The sequence below is a fragment of the Pseudomonas morbosilactucae genome (assembly GCF_023241715.1).
GTDB classification, from domain to species: Bacteria; Pseudomonadota; Gammaproteobacteria; order Pseudomonadales; family Pseudomonadaceae; genus Aquipseudomonas; species Aquipseudomonas morbosilactucae.
In genome coordinates, this window is the sequence record NZ_JALQCW010000075.1 from 20,829 (window position 1) to 36,636 (window position 15,808).

The window sequence follows — 15,808 nt, forward strand, 5'->3', positions numbered from 1 at the left end:
GTTATTAGCGGCACCGCGAAAAGCAAAAGAGCCCTCGGCATGGGGCACGCCGAAGACTCTTTTTCAGGGGAGGGTTAAGCCTTGTGTTCCATTGCCTCGACGGATGAAGGTTCGAGGCTGGCCTTCTCCCACTTGGCGATGACCAAGGGGGCAATGGCGTTGCCCAAGACATTCAAGGTGGTGGTTCCGCTATCGATGATTCTGAAGATGCCTGCGATCAATGCGACCCCTTCCAACGGCAGCCCGGCAGAGGCCAGGGTGGCCGACAGAATGATGATGGCAAAGCCCGGAACGCCAGCAGCGCCTTTAGAGGTCAACACCATCGTCACCACCAGCAGTATCTGCTGAGTCAACGACAGATCGATGCCATACAACTGAGCGATAAATATCGTCGCCACACCGAGAAAAATGGAAGCACCGTCCAGGTTGAAGGCGTACCCCACCGGGACCACGAAGCTGACGATCCGTTGAGGAACACCGTAGTTCTCCAACTTCTTCATCAACTGCGGCATGACCGCCGCCGACGCCGCACTGGAGAACGCCAGAATCAGCTCATCGCGGAAGTACTTGATCAACCTGAAGATGTTTTCGCCAATCAGATAGCAAATCCCCCCCAGGAACACCAAGGCAAAGCTGATCAACGCGAGGTACACCACGCCAATCAACTTGAGCAGCGGCAACAACGAGGCGAAGCCAAACGTGGCCACCGTCGCGCCGATCATGCCGAACACGCCGATTGGCGCATAAGCCATGACAAACGAGACCACTTTGAACATCGCATCCGACAAGCCCTGGACCACCGCTATGACCGGTGCGCTTTTCTGTTTGGGCAATGTGTTCAACGCCATTCCCAGAAGCACGGCAAAGAACAGCACCGACAGCAACTTGCCTTCCGACATCGCCACAATCACGTTATCGGGAACAATGTTCTGCAAGATAATCAGGGCGCCTTTCGAAGGCTCCATGTTGACCGTTGATGTGCTGTGGGAGATGCCGGCAATTTCAGTGCCTTGGCCAGGTTCAAAGAAATTAGCAAAACACAGACCTAGGACAATCGCCAAACTGGTAATCGCAAAGAAGTAAGCCAGCGACTTCGCCCCCATGCGACCAAAGGACTTGTTATCACCGCCACCGGCAATACCGAGGATCATGCAGCAAAAAACAATGGGCACTACCACCATCTTCATCATCTTGATAAAGATGTCGCCAAGGGGTTTAAGAATTTCGGTACTGACCCAAACCTGATGTTGCGGATGAGTATTGAAGTACCAACCAACGAGCACGCCAAGCAACAGCCCGGCAACAATTTGCCAAACCAATGGGATACGTTTCATGTCTAGCCTTTTTTTTGGAATGAAAGGACTGCTAGAGGGCAGTAGCTAGATTCATGAGCTTCCAGCTCATTTAGGGATTCCTGGCGCAATGGGCTTGCGCCAGGTTTTTATTATTTTGCGAAGAGCTGACTCATATCCTTGAATGCCTTGAACTCAAGCGCATTACCACAGGGGTCGAACAGGAACATGGTGGCTTGTTCACCCACCTGCCCTTTGAATCGAATGTAGGGTTCGATCACAAACTCAGTACCAAAGGACTTCAAACGCTCGGCCAGGGCTTCCCATTGTGCCCACTGCAAAATGATGCCGAAGTGCGGCACCGGTACATCGTGGCCATCAACCGGGTTGCTGTGCACACTCTCTTGGGACGCCGTCTTTGGGTGTTCGTGAATAACCAATTGGTGACCATAAAAATCAAAGTCGACCCACTGATGACTGGAACGCCCCTCGGAAAGACCGAACACTTCACCGTAAAAGTTACGTGCAGCGGCCAGGTCATAAACAGGAATTGCCAGGTGGAAAGGAGAAAGACTCATCAGGACTCCGATTACAGTTTTTATTGGCTTATGAAGTCGCACAGCACACTGGCTGTCCGACGGCTTTTTTCAAGTTGGATTTATGCTAAAGCTGTAACCACTTTAAAAAAATCAATATATATTTTTCACAAGCACAAATTATTTTTGTATTTTTCAGCGCCGAATCCCCGGCAAGAAATCCTCCGTCAAGGCGTCTACGCAGCGCCTGAAGCCCGGTGTCACAATTCGGGTCAAAAGGGACGGCTGTTGGTTCATATCGATAAAACCGCCGAAAAGTGCCCGGGCAAAGCAAAAAAAAGCCCTCGTCGCGGAGGGCTTTCTATTAGCAGTGTGGCTCAGCGAGGTTGGTCACGAACCTTAGAGTTTCATCCCTACCGCAAGGCGGTTAAAGGCATTCATCAAGGCGGCGGCCAAGGTCAGGTCGGAAATCTCGGCGTCGCTGAAGTGGGCTCGCAACGGCTCGTACAGCTCATCGGGTGCACCCTTTTCGCTGACGTGGGTCAGGGTCTCGGCCCAGGCCAGGGCGGCGCGCTCGCGGTCGTTGAACAGCTCGCTGATGCGCCAGCCGGCGAGGCAATCCAGCTTCTCTTGCGCCACGTCACATTCACGCAGGGTCGCGGAGTGCTTGCCCAGGCAGAAGGCGCAGCCGTTGATCTGCGAGATGCGCAGGTACACCAGCTCCAACAGCGGCAAGCCGAGCGGGCTCGACGCCAGGGCGGTGTTGCAGGCCAGCAGGCCCTGGTAGGCCGCAGGCGACAGGGAAGGAAACGGCAGTCTGAGTTGGCTCATGGTGAAACTCCTGTGTAGAAAAAGGGATCAGGCGCGAACAAGGGGGCTGAACAGCGGCTCCAGTGCCAGTCGCGTGCGGGCCGATTCGAGCGTGGCCGCGACGGCCTCTTCACCGAACACCAAGCCCTGGAGGTAGGAAAAGTGCAGGTCGAACAGCCCTAGGGTGTTCAGCACATGCCGCAGGTAGGACGTCAGAAAATCCGGCTGGCGTGCCGACTCGCCCTGATGAAAGCCGCCGGAACCGACCAGCACATACACCGGGCGTCCCGCAGCAGGCCTGTCTTGCCCTCGGGACCGGAGCTGAAGGTGCGGTGAATGCGCAGCACGTAGTCGATCCAGAGCTTGAGCGCGGCGGGCAACGTGAAGTTGTGCATCGGGGTGGCAATCAACAGGACGTCGGCGCGCTCCAGTTCGCTGATCAGTGCTTCGGAAACGTCGAATACCGGTGCGTCGAACGGCGTGGCCGTGGTCAGGGCCCGAGCGTAGTCGCTGCCCAGTGCCGGCGGGGGCTGGGCCCCCAGGTCACGTTCCACCAGCTCCAGTCGCGGATAGCGCTGGCGCAGTGAGGCCACTAACGCCAGTGCCAACTGGTTGGCATGGGAAACCTGCCCATGGGGGCTGGCGTTGATCAATAGCAGGTTATTCATGCCAGACTCCCGGCGCGAAGGTTTTGGGTGAAGTGCATGCCCCGGGCCAGCAGCCCTTGGCGAAAATAGAAGCGTTGGGCCAAGGGCATATGCAGCCCGGTGTCCAGCACCAGGTGATCGCAGCCACGCTGCAGCGCCTCCTGGCGAACCGCAGTCAACAGCCGACCGCCCAGACCGCCGCGTTGGAGATCGGGGCTGACCACCAGGTCATCGACGTAGATAAAACGACCGTAGAGCAGGTTTTCCAGCCCGCGATAACCGGCCAGGCCGGCTATCCGCTCACCGCTCCAGGCCGCCAGCAAGCGGTAGCCCTGTTCAGCCTGGCGCTGCAGTTGGGCAACATAAGCGGCCCGGTCAGTGACATGGGGGCGCAACACGCGCATCAGCTCGAAACTGGCCGCAAAGGCTTGCGGGCCCTCAAGGTGTTGAAGTGTGTCGGTCATGGGCGTGGTCCGCTGAGAGAGTTCGCTCACCTTAAGGTGCCTATGCCTTATGCTACAGGGCCGAAAAATGCATAAACGACTAGGCCATGATGTTTCCCTTCGAATTCGACCGCAGCCAGTCAGCACCGATCTACCGTCAGTTGTATCAGCGATTTTGTGCCTCGATTGCCGACGGCCGCCTGCGCTCGGGCGATCGGGTGCCGGCCGTTCGCGCCCTGGCCGCCGAGCTGAACCTGGCGCGCGGCACGGTGGAAGCGGCCTACCAACTGCTGATTGGCGAGGGTTACCTGATCACTCGCGGGGCCGCCGGGACCTTTGTCACGCCGTTGTTGCCACCGGTGGCTGCGCCGCCACTGCAGGCGCCAATGGCACAGCCAGCCTCCCCCGCCACTCATTCCGGGACCTTGCCCCTGGCCCTGCAGATGGGCCTGCCGGCGCTGGATGCCTTTCCGCGCAAGCTGTGGACCCGCTTGGCCGGCCGACAGTTACGCCAGGCCGGCGTCGAAGGGCTGGTCTACCCGGACCCAAGAGGTTATGCGCCGTTGCGCTCGGCCATTGCGACTTACCTGGGGATTTCACGGGGGATCACCTGCCGCCCGGAGCAGGTTTTCGTCTGCGCCGGCTATCGCGCCTGCCTGGACCTGATCAGCCACACCCTGATGCAGCGCGGCGATCGTTGCTGGCTGGAAGAGCCCGGCTATTTCATGGCCAGGAGTGCACTTCTAGAGGCCGGGGTCCAGTTGGTGCCGGTCCCGGTGGATGACCATGGGCTGGACGTCGCCCAAGGCATCGCCCGGGCGGTCGATGCGCGCTTTGCGGTGGTCACGCCGACCCACCAGAGCCCCCTGGGGGTGTCGCTGTCATTGCCGCGTCGGCTGGCGTTGCTGGAGTGGGCCAACCGCCAGGGCAGTTGGATCATCGAGGACGATTACGACAGCGAATACCGCTACCAGGGCAAGCCCCTGCCCGCCCTCAAGAGCCTCGACCAACAAGGCCGTGTGCTCTACACCGGGACCTTCAGCAAGGTGCTGTTTCCCGGATTGCGCCTGGCCTACCTGGTGGTGCCGGCGGAACAGAGCGAAGCCTTCGCCCAACAGGCGGATCGCCTGCATAACCACTGCCCGACGCTGCTGCAGGCGACCGTCAACGTATTCCTCAGCGAGGGCCATTTCGCCCGGCATTTGAACAAGATGCGCAACCTCTACGCACGCCGCCGGCAATGGCTGGTGGAGGCGCTGCTGCAACACCTGGGGGAACGCCTGTTGATCAACCCCCAGGCGGGCGGCATGCACCTGGTGGCGGGCCTTCGCGAGGCTGACGATGTCCAGGTCGCCCAGCGCGCCCGGGGCCTGGGCATCGCCATGGAACCGCTGTCGCAGTGGTACCTGGAAGCCGAGCCCAGGCAGGGTCTGGTCATGGGCTTCACCAACATCGCCAGTGCCGAACAAGCGGCGAGCGTGGCACGGCGATTGGCTGACATCATCCCGGGCCCCGCGTAAAGGCGGGGCACGAATAACGGCCCCCCATTACGTCCGGTTTTTCGGCACCGTGAAGCGGAATTCCGTGCCGCAGCCCTCTTCACTCTCGGCCACGATGCGCCCGCCGTGGGCTTCGACAATGCCTTGGGTGATGTAAAGCCCGAGCCCGGTGCCCGTGGGGTTGCCTTCCTTCAAGGTCCAGTAGCGATCAAACACATGGGGCAACTGGTCCTTGGCAATCCCCTCCCCGGTATCACGCACGCTGAACACAATGTCATCGCCAGCCGCCATGGCCACCACGCCGATCTTGCCGCGACGGGGGGTGAACTTGATGGCATTGCCCACCAGGTTGGACAGCACCTGGAACAGCCGCTCGGGGTCGGCGTGAATCGTCAGCGCCGGCTCGGAATGAAAGGAAATCTCGATGTCTTTATCCAGCGCCAGGGGCGAGAGCAGCGCGTTGGCCTCTTCAAACATCTCCGCAACCTCCAGCTGCTGCGCGGTGATGGTGTAGCGCCCGGCGTCGATCTTCGAGGTGTCCAGCAAATCTTCCAGCAGCGTGTTCATACGGCCCGCCGCCTGTTGCATGGTGTCGATGGCCGTGGAGATGCGCCGAGAGGTGTGAGGGCCATCGGAGCTGAAGGCCTTCTGCATCATGCCGCAGAGCATTGAAATCACCGTCATCGGGTTGCGCAGGTCGTGGGATACCACCGCCACCAGTTCATCACGCGCCTGCACCGCACGCTGCTCACGCAGCACCTGTCGCGCCAGGTCACTTTCCAGGGCCGAACGCCGCAGGTCATTGGCGGCAAACAGGTCGCCGGGTGTCCACTGGGTGGAAATACCCGCCATCTCCACCTTCCAGATCTCGAAGGACGTGCGCGGCCGCAGGCGCAACCCCGATTCCGAGTCTTCCATATTGAGGGGTTTGCTCGGGTCGCCGCTCCAGTTGATGCTCTCTTTCACCTCTGGGCGGAACCAGATCACGCCGTTATCCACCGGCTTGGGCAAACTCATCGCCAGCACACCACTGGCGACCCGGGTGAAGGCTTCGGCAGGCGGATAGACCAGCGACAGTTGATGGCTGGAAAACACTTTTTGAGAAGAGGATTGCAGCCACTTGTGCAGCGCGCGGATCTCCTCCGGCTCCGGACAGTTGCCATAGCGGTGCAGTTGTTTGTCTTCAATGATTGCCACGCCACCGGCGTGGGTCAGGGCCATCAGCGAGGCCGGTTGCTGGGCCAGGCCATCGAAGACGTTTTCCGGCGAGTCGATCATTGCTTGATTGAGCAGCGCCAGGGTGTCGACCTTTTCTTCCCGCTGCCGGCTGACTTCCAGCGCTTCCATGGCACTGATCTGCAGGGACAGCACCTGGCCAATGGTCTGGCAGGCACTGCGCAATTCATGGGGCACATGCAATGGCTGACGATGGCCACAGCTGATCAGCCCCCACAGCTTGTCATCCTTGAGCAGGGAAATGCTCATGGACGACAGCACCCCCATGTTTTTCATGTACTGGCAGTGAATGGGCGAGACGCTGCGCAGGCTGGCAAAGCTCAAGTCCAGCGGCTGGCCGGTGTCAGGGCGCAGCTTCGGCACCAGCGGTACCGGCTGGTAATCCGCGTCCGGGATGATCCGCAACCAGTTGGTGCGATACAGCTCCCGGGCCTGCTCGGGGATGTCAGACGCGGGGAAAAACAGCCCCTGGAACACCTCCATGGACGGCGACGAGGCTTCGGCGATCACCTGGCCGTGGCCTTCCTCCTCGAAGCGATAAATCAGGACCCGGTCGTACCCAGTGATCGCCTGGATTTCCTTGACGCTGACGTCATACAAGGCCTCAAGGCTTTTCGCCGCATGCAAGCGCTGGAGCATGCGACCGAGGTTGTTGAGACGACCATCAGCCCCTAGAGACTCGATCGGTTTGGCCTGGACTTCCAGCTCCAACACCAGCACCCCTTGATGCCGGTGCACAAAGCCCTCAAAGACGCCGCCATTGAGGGTGAAATACAGCTCCGGCGCATCCAGCGGATGGTGCTGCTGCGCAGCCAACTGCACCTGCTGCGCGTAATCCTCACCGAGCAACAGGGCCAGCGGCGCACCCAGCACATCGTCCACGGCCTTGCCGAGCAGGGATTGGACGTTGGCACTGACCTGCACCACGTGCATCTCGGGCTCGGACAGGGTCAACAGGACCCCGTGGGGTTGAATGGCGCCAGGCGTGCGAATGGGCTCGTTGGCACAGTTGGCCAACAGCTCCTCAAAGGCTTTCTTTTCAAGCGGATTCATAACAGCACCTCTGAGCGATCAAGCCAGTGTTCAAAACAGGCAAACGTATCCTGGGCCGCGCTGACGGCAGTTTGCCGCTCACCCTCAGTCAGGGATGAAGTGCCCAGGGCCTGGGTAAATTCGCGCCAACGCTGGCCGGTGGCGGCGCCGTAGATATCCAGGAACGCGGCCCCGGTGCTGGCGTCCAGTTCGAGCCGGGTGGCGATTTCACGGCGCAGGATCTGCCCGCCCAGCGTCGCGCCTTCCAGCACGTACAGCACCCCGAGGCACGCCGCAGCGGACGGGGTAGCGGGCAGCGACTCGCACAACGGCAAATCAGCGATGGCTTGCTCCGTCAGCCCCAGGGCCTTGAGGTCGCGGTGCAAGGTGGCGGTCTTGAGGCGCTCGGCCAAGTCAAAGTCCTGGAAAACCACACCGCTTTCCAGCAGGCGTTGTTCCAGGGGCAGATAAAAACCGTAATAGGCTTGAATCAAGCGCAGGTAATGGGGGGTATTCAAGGCAGGCGAGAAAAACGGCAGGCGTTTCTCCAGGGCGGTGTGCAACGAGGCTGTACCTGACCTCAGGTTCTGAAGCAGCAAGGGCACAACGACGCTACGGGCATCTGATTGCATGTAAGTAAGCTCTAGCGGTCGGGCCTCATCACGGCCATGGGTCAAAGAAAAGCAGCCGGAAAGAGTACACAAGATTAGCGGAATCCGTACAACCGATCCGCCAAATGGATACAACAGCCCCAGTCAGTGATTTCGAGTCACCGAGGCCGGAAAAATTCATCTATTTTCCGAGGCGTTTCGCGGGGGCTGAACATCGGCAGCCCGAGCAGGTACCGCCGCTGCAAGGCCGCAAACCCAGCCTGCGAGCACCTTTGATGAAGAAAAACCCTGCCATCATGCATCTGTAGGATAGTGATCGCGCCGCAATCCTCCGATACTTCGAGCCAGGCCCTGCCCACGTCTGCACGACGTTCCGGTCCTTACTGACCCCGTGACGAAACCAATAAAAACAGTCGCACAGAGGTACTCACCAATGAGCCGTCAAGAACACCGTCTCGCCAGCCTTCTTGGGGCGTTCAGCACGATGACTCTGGAGCTTCAGCGCCTGGCGCAGAACAAGGATATCGAGCACTTTCACCAGCCCGCCCTGAGCTGCATCGCTCAGTTGCTGCCCTTCGACAGTGCCTGGTGGGGGCGCGCGGCGATGATTGACGGGTTGCCGGTAGAACACAGTTCCTACCTGTACAACCTGCCCCCGAGCTACCTGGCGGACTGGCAATCGATTCGCCACACCGACGTGACCATCGACCGGGTCTACGAGCAGCCCGGGCAAGCCGTCATTGTGGACATGGGCGACCCGGCCAACGGTCCCGGCCTGACCTGGCTTGGCCAGACCTACGGCATTGGCGAACTGCTCTGCGTGGTGTACGTCGACCCGCGAACCCACCTCAGCGATCACCTCACCCTGTATCGCCAGCCCGGCGCCCCAGGCTTTACCCCCCACGACTGCCTGATCGTGAACAACGCCATGCTGCACCTGGTGGCAGCGGTGTCGGCCAATCATATTCGGACCCTGGTGGCCAAGCGCGAAACCATCACCGCCTCACGCCACCTGGCCCTGGCGGTGAGTGACCCACGCGGCGCCCTGCACTGCGCGGAACGAGGTTTTGTCGACTTGCTGCTCAGCGAGTGGCCGGACTGGACGGGGCCGTTCTTGCCCGTGGCCATGGACGCCCGCGGATATGAGGGCAAGCACTTGCAGATCGAGGCGTCGGCGGTGGGTGACCTGTTCCTGCTGGCCGCCCGCAGCCGCAACGTGTTCGTGCAACTGAGCCCCCGGGAAAACGACGTCGCCCAAGGCTTTGGCGAAGGCAAGACCTACAAGGAAGTCGCCCGGGACCTGGGTATGTCGCCCAACACCGTGCGCCATCACATCCGCGCCATCTACAGCAAGCTGGGGGTCAAGGACAAAGCCCGCATCGCCCACCTGCTGCATAGCACCCCCGACTGACCCCCACCGCTGACCCACGCTGATTTTTGCGCTGTCGTTTTGACGGCCTTAGGCGCCCTTTGCCTTTTTTTTGCCACTGCACTTTTTTGACTGCCCAGCACCGGCGAACCGTTCGCCACACCACCACTCAACGAGAGGCGCTACGCCCATGAACAACACCTTCACCCGAACACTGGCTTTCACCACCGGACTGGCCTTCAGCAACGGACTATTGAGCCTGCCGGCCAGCGCCGCCGACCTCAACGCCCGGGACTTTTTCGGCGCCCCTTCGGGCACCTCCCTGGGCGTGCTGTACCTTCCGGCCACCCGCGCCGATGACTTCCACGGCCCGGCCGACAGCAACGGCAAGGCCGAGCTGAAGGTCAACGCCGTGGCCTATCGCCAAGTGTTTTTCACCGACCTGTGCGGCACCCTGTGCACCCCGCAATTCATCGTGCCATTCGCTGATATCGATGCCCGCTTGCCCGGTTCCAGCCAGCACACCGCAGAGCGTGGCTTCGGCGACCCGCAAGTCGGCGGCACCGTGTTTTTCATCAATGATCCGGCCACACGCACCTACAGCGGGCTGCTGACCCTGGTCACCCTGCCGGTCGGCGAGTACCACGCCACCCGCCCCGACGTGTCCCCCGGGGCCAATCGCTGGGGCACCACCTTCGTTTACAACTACACCCAGGGGGTCGGCGAAAAGTGGGTGCTGGAAGCCAACCTCGAAGCCCAGCTCTACGGCAAAAACGACGACTACTTCGGCAGCGAATTGAAACAGGACCCGCTCTATCGCCTGCAAGCCTTCGCCTCCTATGACTTCACCCCCGCAACCTACGGCGCCCTGCGCCTGATCCACGCCGATGGCGGCGAACTGCGGATCAACGACCAACGCATCGACGACACCCACAAGCGCTACACCCAGGCCGGCTTCGAGGTCGGGCATTGGCTGGATAAACAGAACCAAGTGATGTTCAGCCTCTCGCAAAACCTCGCCACCGATAACGGCTACCACGGCACCGACGCCTTGCTGCGCCTGGTTCACGTGTTCTGAATCGACTTTCCCGGAGCTTGCCCATGAACGCCCAGCCTCAACCCCTGTCCGGCGACGCCCTGTTCAGCGCGTCGCAACGGGCCCTGCTGGCAGCCATCGTGCTGTTCGGCGCAATAACCCCGACCATTCTCATGACCGCCCCGGCGATCGCCGCGCAATTGGCCACGCAATGGCACCTCAGCCCGTCACAGATCGGCGACCTGTTTTCCACCGAGCTGGGCGCCATGAGCCTGGCCACCCTGCCCGCTTTCTGGTGGCTCAAGCGCATCAATTGGCGCCGCGCCGCCGCCCTGGCCGGGGTGATCTTCATCGCCGCCAACCTGCTCTCCATCTGGGCCGAGGATTACAGCACCCTGCTCGCTCTGCGCTTTTGCAGCGCCCTGGCCGGGGGATCACTGATGATCGTCTGCCTGTCCAGCGCAGCGTCCACCGCCAACCCGAGCCGGGTCTACGGTTTGTGGGTCATGGGCCAACTGGTGGTCGGCGCCATTGGTTTGAGCATCCTGCCGCGGCTGTTCGAACACTATGGGTTAGGGGCCTGCTACCTGATCCTGGCCCTGCTGATGGCTCTGTTTCTGCCACTGGCACGCTACTTTCCCCAGGGCGCGCCGGTGGCGGCAAGCAACGCCGAAAAGTCCACCCGGGCCTCTACGTGGAAGGTCAGCCTGGGCATTCTCGGCATCCTGACTTTTTACATCAGCCTGAGTGGCGTCTGGACCTTTATCGGTGCCATCAGCGCCAACGCCGGAATTTCCGCCGAATCCAGCGGCGAGGTCCTCGCCATCGCCACCCTGATGGGGATTGTCGGTGCCGGCTGCGCCTCACTGATCGGCGACCGCCTGCCACGGCCTCTGTTGCTGTTGCTGGGTTACGGCTTGATGGCCGGCTCGGTGCTACTCCTCCTGGATCAGCCACCCCTGGCCCGCCTGGCCCTGGCAGCCCTGGCCTTCAAATTCACCTGGACCTTCATCCTGCCGCTGATCCTCGCCAGCCTGGCAGAGCTCGACCGCTCCGGAAAGCTGATGAACGCCTCCAACCTGGTGATCGGCGGCGGCCTGGCCATCGGCCCCACCGTCGCCGGGCACCTGATCGAAAACACCGGTGGTTACCAGCCGTTACTGATCGGTGCCGCCGCCATCACCCTGCTCTCCCTGGTGCTGATTCTCAGCTGCCGCACAAAAGCTTGAGTGACCCTTTTACCCTCGAAAAATGGAAAAGACATGAGCCGAAAAAGTGCATTTTTCTTCGACGAACTCAGCCTCTGGCACAGCGCCGGCCCCCACGCGCTGATCTTGCCGGTGGGTGGCTGGGTGCAACCTCCAGCCGCCGCCGGGCATGCCGAATCACCGGAAACCAAACGGCGGCTGAAGAGCCTGCTGGACGTCTCCGGCCTGACCCGACAGCTGCACGTACGCAGTGCCGAGACGGCCACAGAGGAAGACCTGCTGCGGGTGCACACGCCTGAGTACCTGCAGCGCTTCAAAGCCATGAGCGATGCCGGCGGCGGCCTGCTGGGCCCCAACGCCCCGATTGGCCCTGGCAGCTACGAGATCGCCACCCTCTCCGCCGGCCTGGCCATGGCCGCGGTCGAGGCCGTGTTGTCCGGCGAAGCCAACAATGCCTACGCCTTGTCCCGTCCGCCAGGCCACCACTGCCTGGCCGACAGCGCCATGGGCTTTTGTTTCCTGGCCAACATCCCGATCGCCATCGAAGCCGCCAAAGCACGTCTGGGCCTCGGCAAGGTCGCGGTGATCGACTGGGACGTACACCACGGCAACGGCACCCAATCGATCTTCGAAGAGCGCGGCGATGTACTGACCATTTCCCTGCACCAAGACGGCTGCTTCCCGGCCGGCTACAGCGGCGACACCGATCGTGGCCGAGGGCCGGGGCTGGGGGCCAACATCAACATCCCCCTGCCCCCGGGCAGCGGTCACGAGGCGTACCTGTATGCCCTGCAGCGCATCGTCATCCCGGCACTGGAGCAATTCGAACCGGAACTGATCATCGTCGCCTGCGGTTACGACGCCAACGCCGTCGATCCCCTGGCACGCATGCTGCTGCACAGCGACTCGTTCCGCGAGATGACCCGCCTGGTGCGCACAGCCGCCGAACGCCTCTGTCACGGAAGGCTGGTTCTGGTGCATGAAGGCGGGTATTCCGAAGCCTACGTGCCGTTCTGCGGGTTGGCGACGATTGAAGAGTTGTCGGGTATCAGGACCGAAGTGATCGACCCGCTGCTGGAATTCATGCAGTTGCAGCAGCCCAAGGAGGTACTCCTGGCGTTCCAGCGACAGTTGATCGATGGCTTGATCGAGCAACGTTAAAACGACGTCCGTCTCATCTCCCTGGGATGAGACGGACGCTGCTGCCGGACAGCCGGAGGGCCAGCTCCCAACATCGATCTAGCCTTTTTTGACCGCACGCTCTTCAACCGCCATGGCCAAGGCGCGCTGAAATTTTTCCACCAGCAGATCAATCTCGTCCGCTTGAATCGTCAAGGGTGGCAAGAACCGTACAACCGCACCGTGGCGCCCGCCCAACTCAAGAATGATGCCTTCGCGCAGGCACTGCTGTTGAATGGCTTTTGCCAGCACGCCATCAGCCGGCGCTACACGAGCGCCTGGGGTTGGCAGCGAAATGACTTCGACCCCGACCATCAAGCCGCGCCCGCGAACCTGGCCGATGCACGGGTAGTCGCGCTGAACATGCCGCAGTTGCGACATCAAGCGTTCACCCATCTCTTCGGCATGGGCCACCAGCCCCTCGGCCTGAATAAACCGCAACGTGGCAGTCCCTGCCGCCATCGCCATCTGGTTGCCACGGAATGTCCCAGCATGCGCGCCGGGTTTCCACAGATCGAGGCTCGATCGGTAAACCATAACCGACAAAGGAAGGCCACCGCCGATGGCTTTAGACAGCACCAAAATATCGGGCTCGATGTCGGCGTGCTCAAACGCAAACATTCGCCCCGTGCGCCCGATTCCGCTCTGGACCTCGTCGATAATCAACGCAACACCGTGCTCCTGGGTCAACTTGCGCAACCCTTGGAGCCAGCGCACCGGCGCCGGAATCACGCCCCCTTCCCCTTGTACAACCTCCACCACAACTGCTGCGGGAAGCAGCACGCCGGACTCAGGATCGGTGAACAATTGCTCGATGTAATTCAGACCGGCATCGATCGCCAATTCGCCACCGATACCAAACGGGCAACGGTAATCATAGGGATATGGCAACACCTGGACATCGGCCATCAACGAACCCGGCAACTGCTTGGGCCCAAGGTTGCCCATCAGGCTCAAGGCGCCTTGGGTCATGCCGTGGTAGCCGCCGGAGAAACAGAAAATGCCTTTGCGACCTGTCGCAATCTTCGCCAGCTTGAGCGCTGCTTCAATCCCGTCGGCACCGGTCGGCCCGCAAAACTGAATACGCGCCTGGGCGGCAAAAGCGGGGGGCAACGCGGCGAACAGCGTCTCGACAAACTCGTCCTTTACCGGCGTGGTCAGGTCCAGGGTGTGCAGCGGCAAGCCCGAATCGAGCGTCGCGCGCATCGCATCGATGGCCTGCGGATGGTTGTGACCCAGGGCCAGCGTCCCAGCGCCCGCCAGACAGTCCATGAACAACTGGCCGCGCGTATCGAGCACGTACAAACCATGGGCCTCTTTCAGGGCCAATGGAATGCGCCGCGGGTAGGAACGGGCGTTGGACTCTCGTTCGGCCTGGCGCTCCAGCAACGCATCAGGGGGGAAGCTGCGCGGGGGTTGTTGACGGAAATACTCAAGGGTAAAGGTCGAACTGGATTCCAGCAGGCACTGAAAACGTTCCATGGAAAGGTCCTTGTCTGGGGGAGCGGTCAGCTCTGGCTGCCGGCTTGGAGGGCCACACGCAGACTCAATGGACGCATGTCCGTCCAGTGTTCCTCGATCCAGGCCAGGCATTGCGCCTTGTCACCCTGCTGGCCAACCGTACGCCACCCCTCGGGCACCGCCTTGTAATCCGGCCAGATCGAATATTGTTCCTCGTGGTTCACCACCACGACAAAACCGCTTTCTGCCTTGTCCCAACTCATTTTTTGTTCCTTGTATGAGAGTGATTGGTTGACGCCTGGCGCTTGAAAAAACGGGAGGAAATGCGCAGCAAGACCAGGAATGCGAATGTTAATAAATACTATTAACACTTGATATTGGTTTCGGATAATATTCTTCGGCGCGAGGAAGCGCACTAAAAAGTGGCACTCTGGCGCTATAAAAATTACAGAAAGGAACAAGTGCATGGGACGAGCAATCGAGCACGGTACAGGTCTGTCCGTGCGCCCACTTTTGGCGCATGAAACCCTGCCGTTACTGGTCGAGAACCTTGAGCGCAGCCAGCCCTGCCTCAATGAACTTCGCGCGTTGGCCGATACTCATTTGCTCGAGACCGGCGCCTTGCTATTGCGCGGCTTTGACGTCCTCGGTGAGCAGGCCTTCCAATCGCTGGTTCGCGGTTTTGGCCACGAGCTTCTCAACTACGAATTCGGCTCGACACCGCGCAAAGCCATCGAAAAGGGGGTCTACACCTCAACCGAATACCCCGCCCATCAAATCATTCCGCTGCATAACGAGCAGTCCTACACCCTGCAGTGGCCAATGAAGATCTGGTTCCACTGCGTGCAGCCCAGCGTCGAGGGCGGCGAAACGCCGATCGCCGACAGCCGGCGCATTTTCAACACGCTCGATCCCGCGCTGCGCAAGCGCTTCAGCGAAAAACGCCTGATGTATGTACGCAACTATGGCAACGGCCTGGACCTGTCCTGGGAGCAGGCCTTCAACACCGAAGACCGCGCAGTCGCCGAAGCCTACTGCCGAGCCAATCGTATTGCCTTCGAATGGAAGGACGACGGTGAACTGCGCACCCGCCAGATCTGCCAGGCCGTGGCCCGCCATCCAAAGACACAGGAGTCGGTGTGGTTTAACCAGGCCCACTTGTTCCACGTTTCCAACCTGCCAGAAGCGGTCCGCGAGAGCCTGATGGACTTGGTCGACGACCCGCTCGATCTGCCGCGCAACGTGTACTACGGCGACGGCAGCGCACTCGAGGAGAGCGCCTTGGCGGAAATACGTGGGGTCCTGGCTGAATGCAGCGTGTACTTCCCCTGGGAACAGGGCGACGTGCTGATGCTCGACAACATGTTGGTCGCGCACGGGCGCGCCAGCTTCAAAGGGCCTCGACAAGTGATCGTCGCCATGGCCGAACCGGCACAGGAATAAGACCAA

14 protein-coding genes and 1 pseudogene are annotated in these 15,808 nt (G+C 60.9%); 6 read left to right on the forward strand and 9 right to left on the reverse strand.

Annotation, left to right across the window (positions count from 1 at the left end):
* Positions 1-74: 74 nt before the first annotated feature.
* From M1B34_RS25370 to M1B34_RS25390, 5 genes and pseudogenes are all read right to left on the reverse strand, one after another.
* Positions 75-1,334 (reverse strand): cation:dicarboxylate symporter family transporter, encoded by a 1,260-nt coding sequence (locus tag M1B34_RS25370; protein ID WP_268266557.1) that lies wholly within the window; start codon positions 1,332-1,334, stop codon positions 75-77.
* Positions 1,335-1,444: 110 nt separating this feature from the next.
* Positions 1,445-1,870, reverse strand: coding sequence for a VOC family protein (locus tag M1B34_RS25375; RefSeq protein ID WP_268262360.1), 426 nt, complete (start codon positions 1,868-1,870; stop codon positions 1,445-1,447).
* Positions 1,871-2,227: 357 nt separating this feature from the next.
* Positions 2,228-2,659 (reverse strand): carboxymuconolactone decarboxylase family protein, encoded by a 432-nt coding sequence (locus M1B34_RS25380; RefSeq protein WP_123334061.1) that lies wholly within the window; start codon positions 2,657-2,659, stop codon positions 2,228-2,230.
* 27 nt (positions 2,660-2,686) lie between these two features.
* A pseudogene (locus M1B34_RS25385) lies at positions 2,687-3,306 on the reverse strand (FMN-dependent NADH-azoreductase).
* Positions 3,303-3,749, reverse strand: coding sequence for a GNAT family N-acetyltransferase (locus M1B34_RS25390; protein ID WP_268266558.1), 447 nt, complete (start codon positions 3,747-3,749; stop codon positions 3,303-3,305). The pseudogene M1B34_RS25385 and the gene M1B34_RS25390 overlap by 4 nt, the downstream one beginning before the upstream one ends.
* A gap of 86 nt (positions 3,750-3,835) precedes the next feature.
* On the opposite strand from M1B34_RS25390, the gene pdxR reads away from it, so the two are divergent.
* Positions 3,836-5,248 (forward strand): MocR-like pyridoxine biosynthesis transcription factor PdxR, encoded by a 1,413-nt coding sequence (gene pdxR / locus M1B34_RS25395; protein ID WP_268266559.1) that lies wholly within the window; start codon positions 3,836-3,838, stop codon positions 5,246-5,248.
* 27 nt (positions 5,249-5,275) lie between these two features.
* Here the strand turns inward: pdxR and M1B34_RS25400 are convergent, their stop codons facing one another.
* Together M1B34_RS25400 and M1B34_RS25405 are read right to left on the reverse strand one after the other, a co-directional pair.
* Complete coding sequence (locus M1B34_RS25400; RefSeq protein ID WP_268266560.1) at positions 5,276-7,516, reverse strand: ATP-binding protein; 2,241 nt, start codon at positions 7,514-7,516, stop codon at positions 5,276-5,278.
* Positions 7,513-8,127 (reverse strand): biliverdin-producing heme oxygenase, encoded by a 615-nt coding sequence (locus M1B34_RS25405; protein ID WP_268266561.1) that lies wholly within the window; start codon positions 8,125-8,127, stop codon positions 7,513-7,515. The genes M1B34_RS25400 and M1B34_RS25405 overlap by 4 nt, the downstream gene beginning before the upstream one ends.
* A gap of 412 nt (positions 8,128-8,539) precedes the next feature.
* Here M1B34_RS25405 and M1B34_RS25410 point away from each other — a divergent pair, with 412 nt between their 5' ends.
* The 4 genes from M1B34_RS25410 (at position 8,540) to M1B34_RS25425 (ending at position 12,880) form a co-directional block, all read left to right on the forward strand.
* Positions 8,540-9,517 carry a helix-turn-helix transcriptional regulator gene (locus tag M1B34_RS25410; protein WP_123334075.1) on the forward strand — a complete coding sequence of 326 codons (978 nt, stop codon included), beginning with the start codon at positions 8,540-8,542 and terminating at the stop codon, positions 9,515-9,517.
* 148 nt (positions 9,518-9,665) lie between these two features.
* Entirely contained in the window at positions 9,666-10,553 is an 888-nt protein-coding gene (locus M1B34_RS25415; protein ID WP_268262353.1) for a transporter, read from the forward strand.
* 23 nt (positions 10,554-10,576) lie between these two features.
* The gene (locus M1B34_RS25420; RefSeq protein ID WP_268266562.1) at positions 10,577-11,740 is read left to right on the forward strand and encodes an MFS transporter; all 1,164 of its coding nucleotides are present in this window, start codon (positions 10,577-10,579) and stop codon (positions 11,738-11,740) included.
* Positions 11,741-11,773: 33 nt separating this feature from the next.
* A complete protein-coding gene (locus M1B34_RS25425) occupies positions 11,774-12,880 on the forward strand; it encodes a class II histone deacetylase (RefSeq protein ID WP_123334080.1) in 1,107 nt (368 codons plus the stop codon).
* 78 nt (positions 12,881-12,958) lie between these two features.
* Here M1B34_RS25425 and M1B34_RS25430 read toward each other — a convergent pair whose 3' ends face one another.
* Together M1B34_RS25430 and M1B34_RS25435 are read right to left on the reverse strand one after the other, a co-directional pair.
* Positions 12,959-14,380, reverse strand: coding sequence for a diaminobutyrate--2-oxoglutarate transaminase (locus M1B34_RS25430; protein ID WP_268266563.1), 1,422 nt, complete (start codon positions 14,378-14,380; stop codon positions 12,959-12,961).
* Positions 14,381-14,406: 26 nt separating this feature from the next.
* On the reverse strand, positions 14,407-14,622 hold the full coding sequence (locus M1B34_RS25435) for an MbtH family protein (RefSeq protein ID WP_268266564.1): 216 nt from the start codon (positions 14,620-14,622) through the stop codon (positions 14,407-14,409).
* A 214-nt stretch (positions 14,623-14,836) separates the two neighbouring features.
* Here M1B34_RS25435 and M1B34_RS25440 point away from each other — a divergent pair, with 214 nt between their 5' ends.
* Positions 14,837-15,802 (forward strand): TauD/TfdA family dioxygenase, encoded by a 966-nt coding sequence (locus M1B34_RS25440; protein ID WP_425273544.1) that lies wholly within the window; start codon positions 14,837-14,839, stop codon positions 15,800-15,802.
* Positions 15,803-15,808: the final 6 nt, after the last annotated feature.

Excerpts from the sequence above, each read along its gene's own strand:
- M1B34_RS25370 (WP_268266557.1), bottom strand. The coding sequence starts at position 1,334 with ATGAAACGTATCCCATTGGTTTGGCAAATTGTTGCCGGGCTGTTGCTT.
- M1B34_RS25375 (WP_268262360.1), bottom strand. The coding sequence starts at position 1,870 with ATGAGTCTTTCTCCTTTCCACCTGGCAATTCCTGTTTATGACCTGGCC.
- M1B34_RS25380 (WP_123334061.1), bottom strand. The coding sequence starts at position 2,659 with ATGAGCCAACTCAGACTGCCGTTTCCTTCCCTGTCGCCTGCGGCCTAC.
- M1B34_RS25390 (WP_268266558.1), bottom strand. The coding sequence starts at position 3,749 with ATGACCGACACACTTCAACACCTTGAGGGCCCGCAAGCCTTTGCGGCC.
- pdxR (WP_268266559.1), top strand. The coding sequence starts at position 3,836 with ATGATGTTTCCCTTCGAATTCGACCGCAGCCAGTCAGCACCGATCTAC.
- M1B34_RS25400 (WP_268266560.1), bottom strand. The coding sequence starts at position 7,516 with ATGAATCCGCTTGAAAAGAAAGCCTTTGAGGAGCTGTTGGCCAACTGT.
- M1B34_RS25405 (WP_268266561.1), bottom strand. The coding sequence starts at position 8,127 with ATGCAATCAGATGCCCGTAGCGTCGTTGTGCCCTTGCTGCTTCAGAAC.
- M1B34_RS25410 (WP_123334075.1), top strand. The coding sequence starts at position 8,540 with ATGAGCCGTCAAGAACACCGTCTCGCCAGCCTTCTTGGGGCGTTCAGC.
- M1B34_RS25415 (WP_268262353.1), top strand. The coding sequence starts at position 9,666 with ATGAACAACACCTTCACCCGAACACTGGCTTTCACCACCGGACTGGCC.
- M1B34_RS25420 (WP_268266562.1), top strand. The coding sequence starts at position 10,577 with ATGAACGCCCAGCCTCAACCCCTGTCCGGCGACGCCCTGTTCAGCGCG.
- M1B34_RS25425 (WP_123334080.1), top strand. The coding sequence starts at position 11,774 with ATGAGCCGAAAAAGTGCATTTTTCTTCGACGAACTCAGCCTCTGGCAC.
- M1B34_RS25430 (WP_268266563.1), bottom strand. The coding sequence starts at position 14,380 with ATGGAACGTTTTCAGTGCCTGCTGGAATCCAGTTCGACCTTTACCCTT.
- M1B34_RS25435 (WP_268266564.1), bottom strand. The coding sequence starts at position 14,622 with ATGAGTTGGGACAAGGCAGAAAGCGGTTTTGTCGTGGTGGTGAACCAC.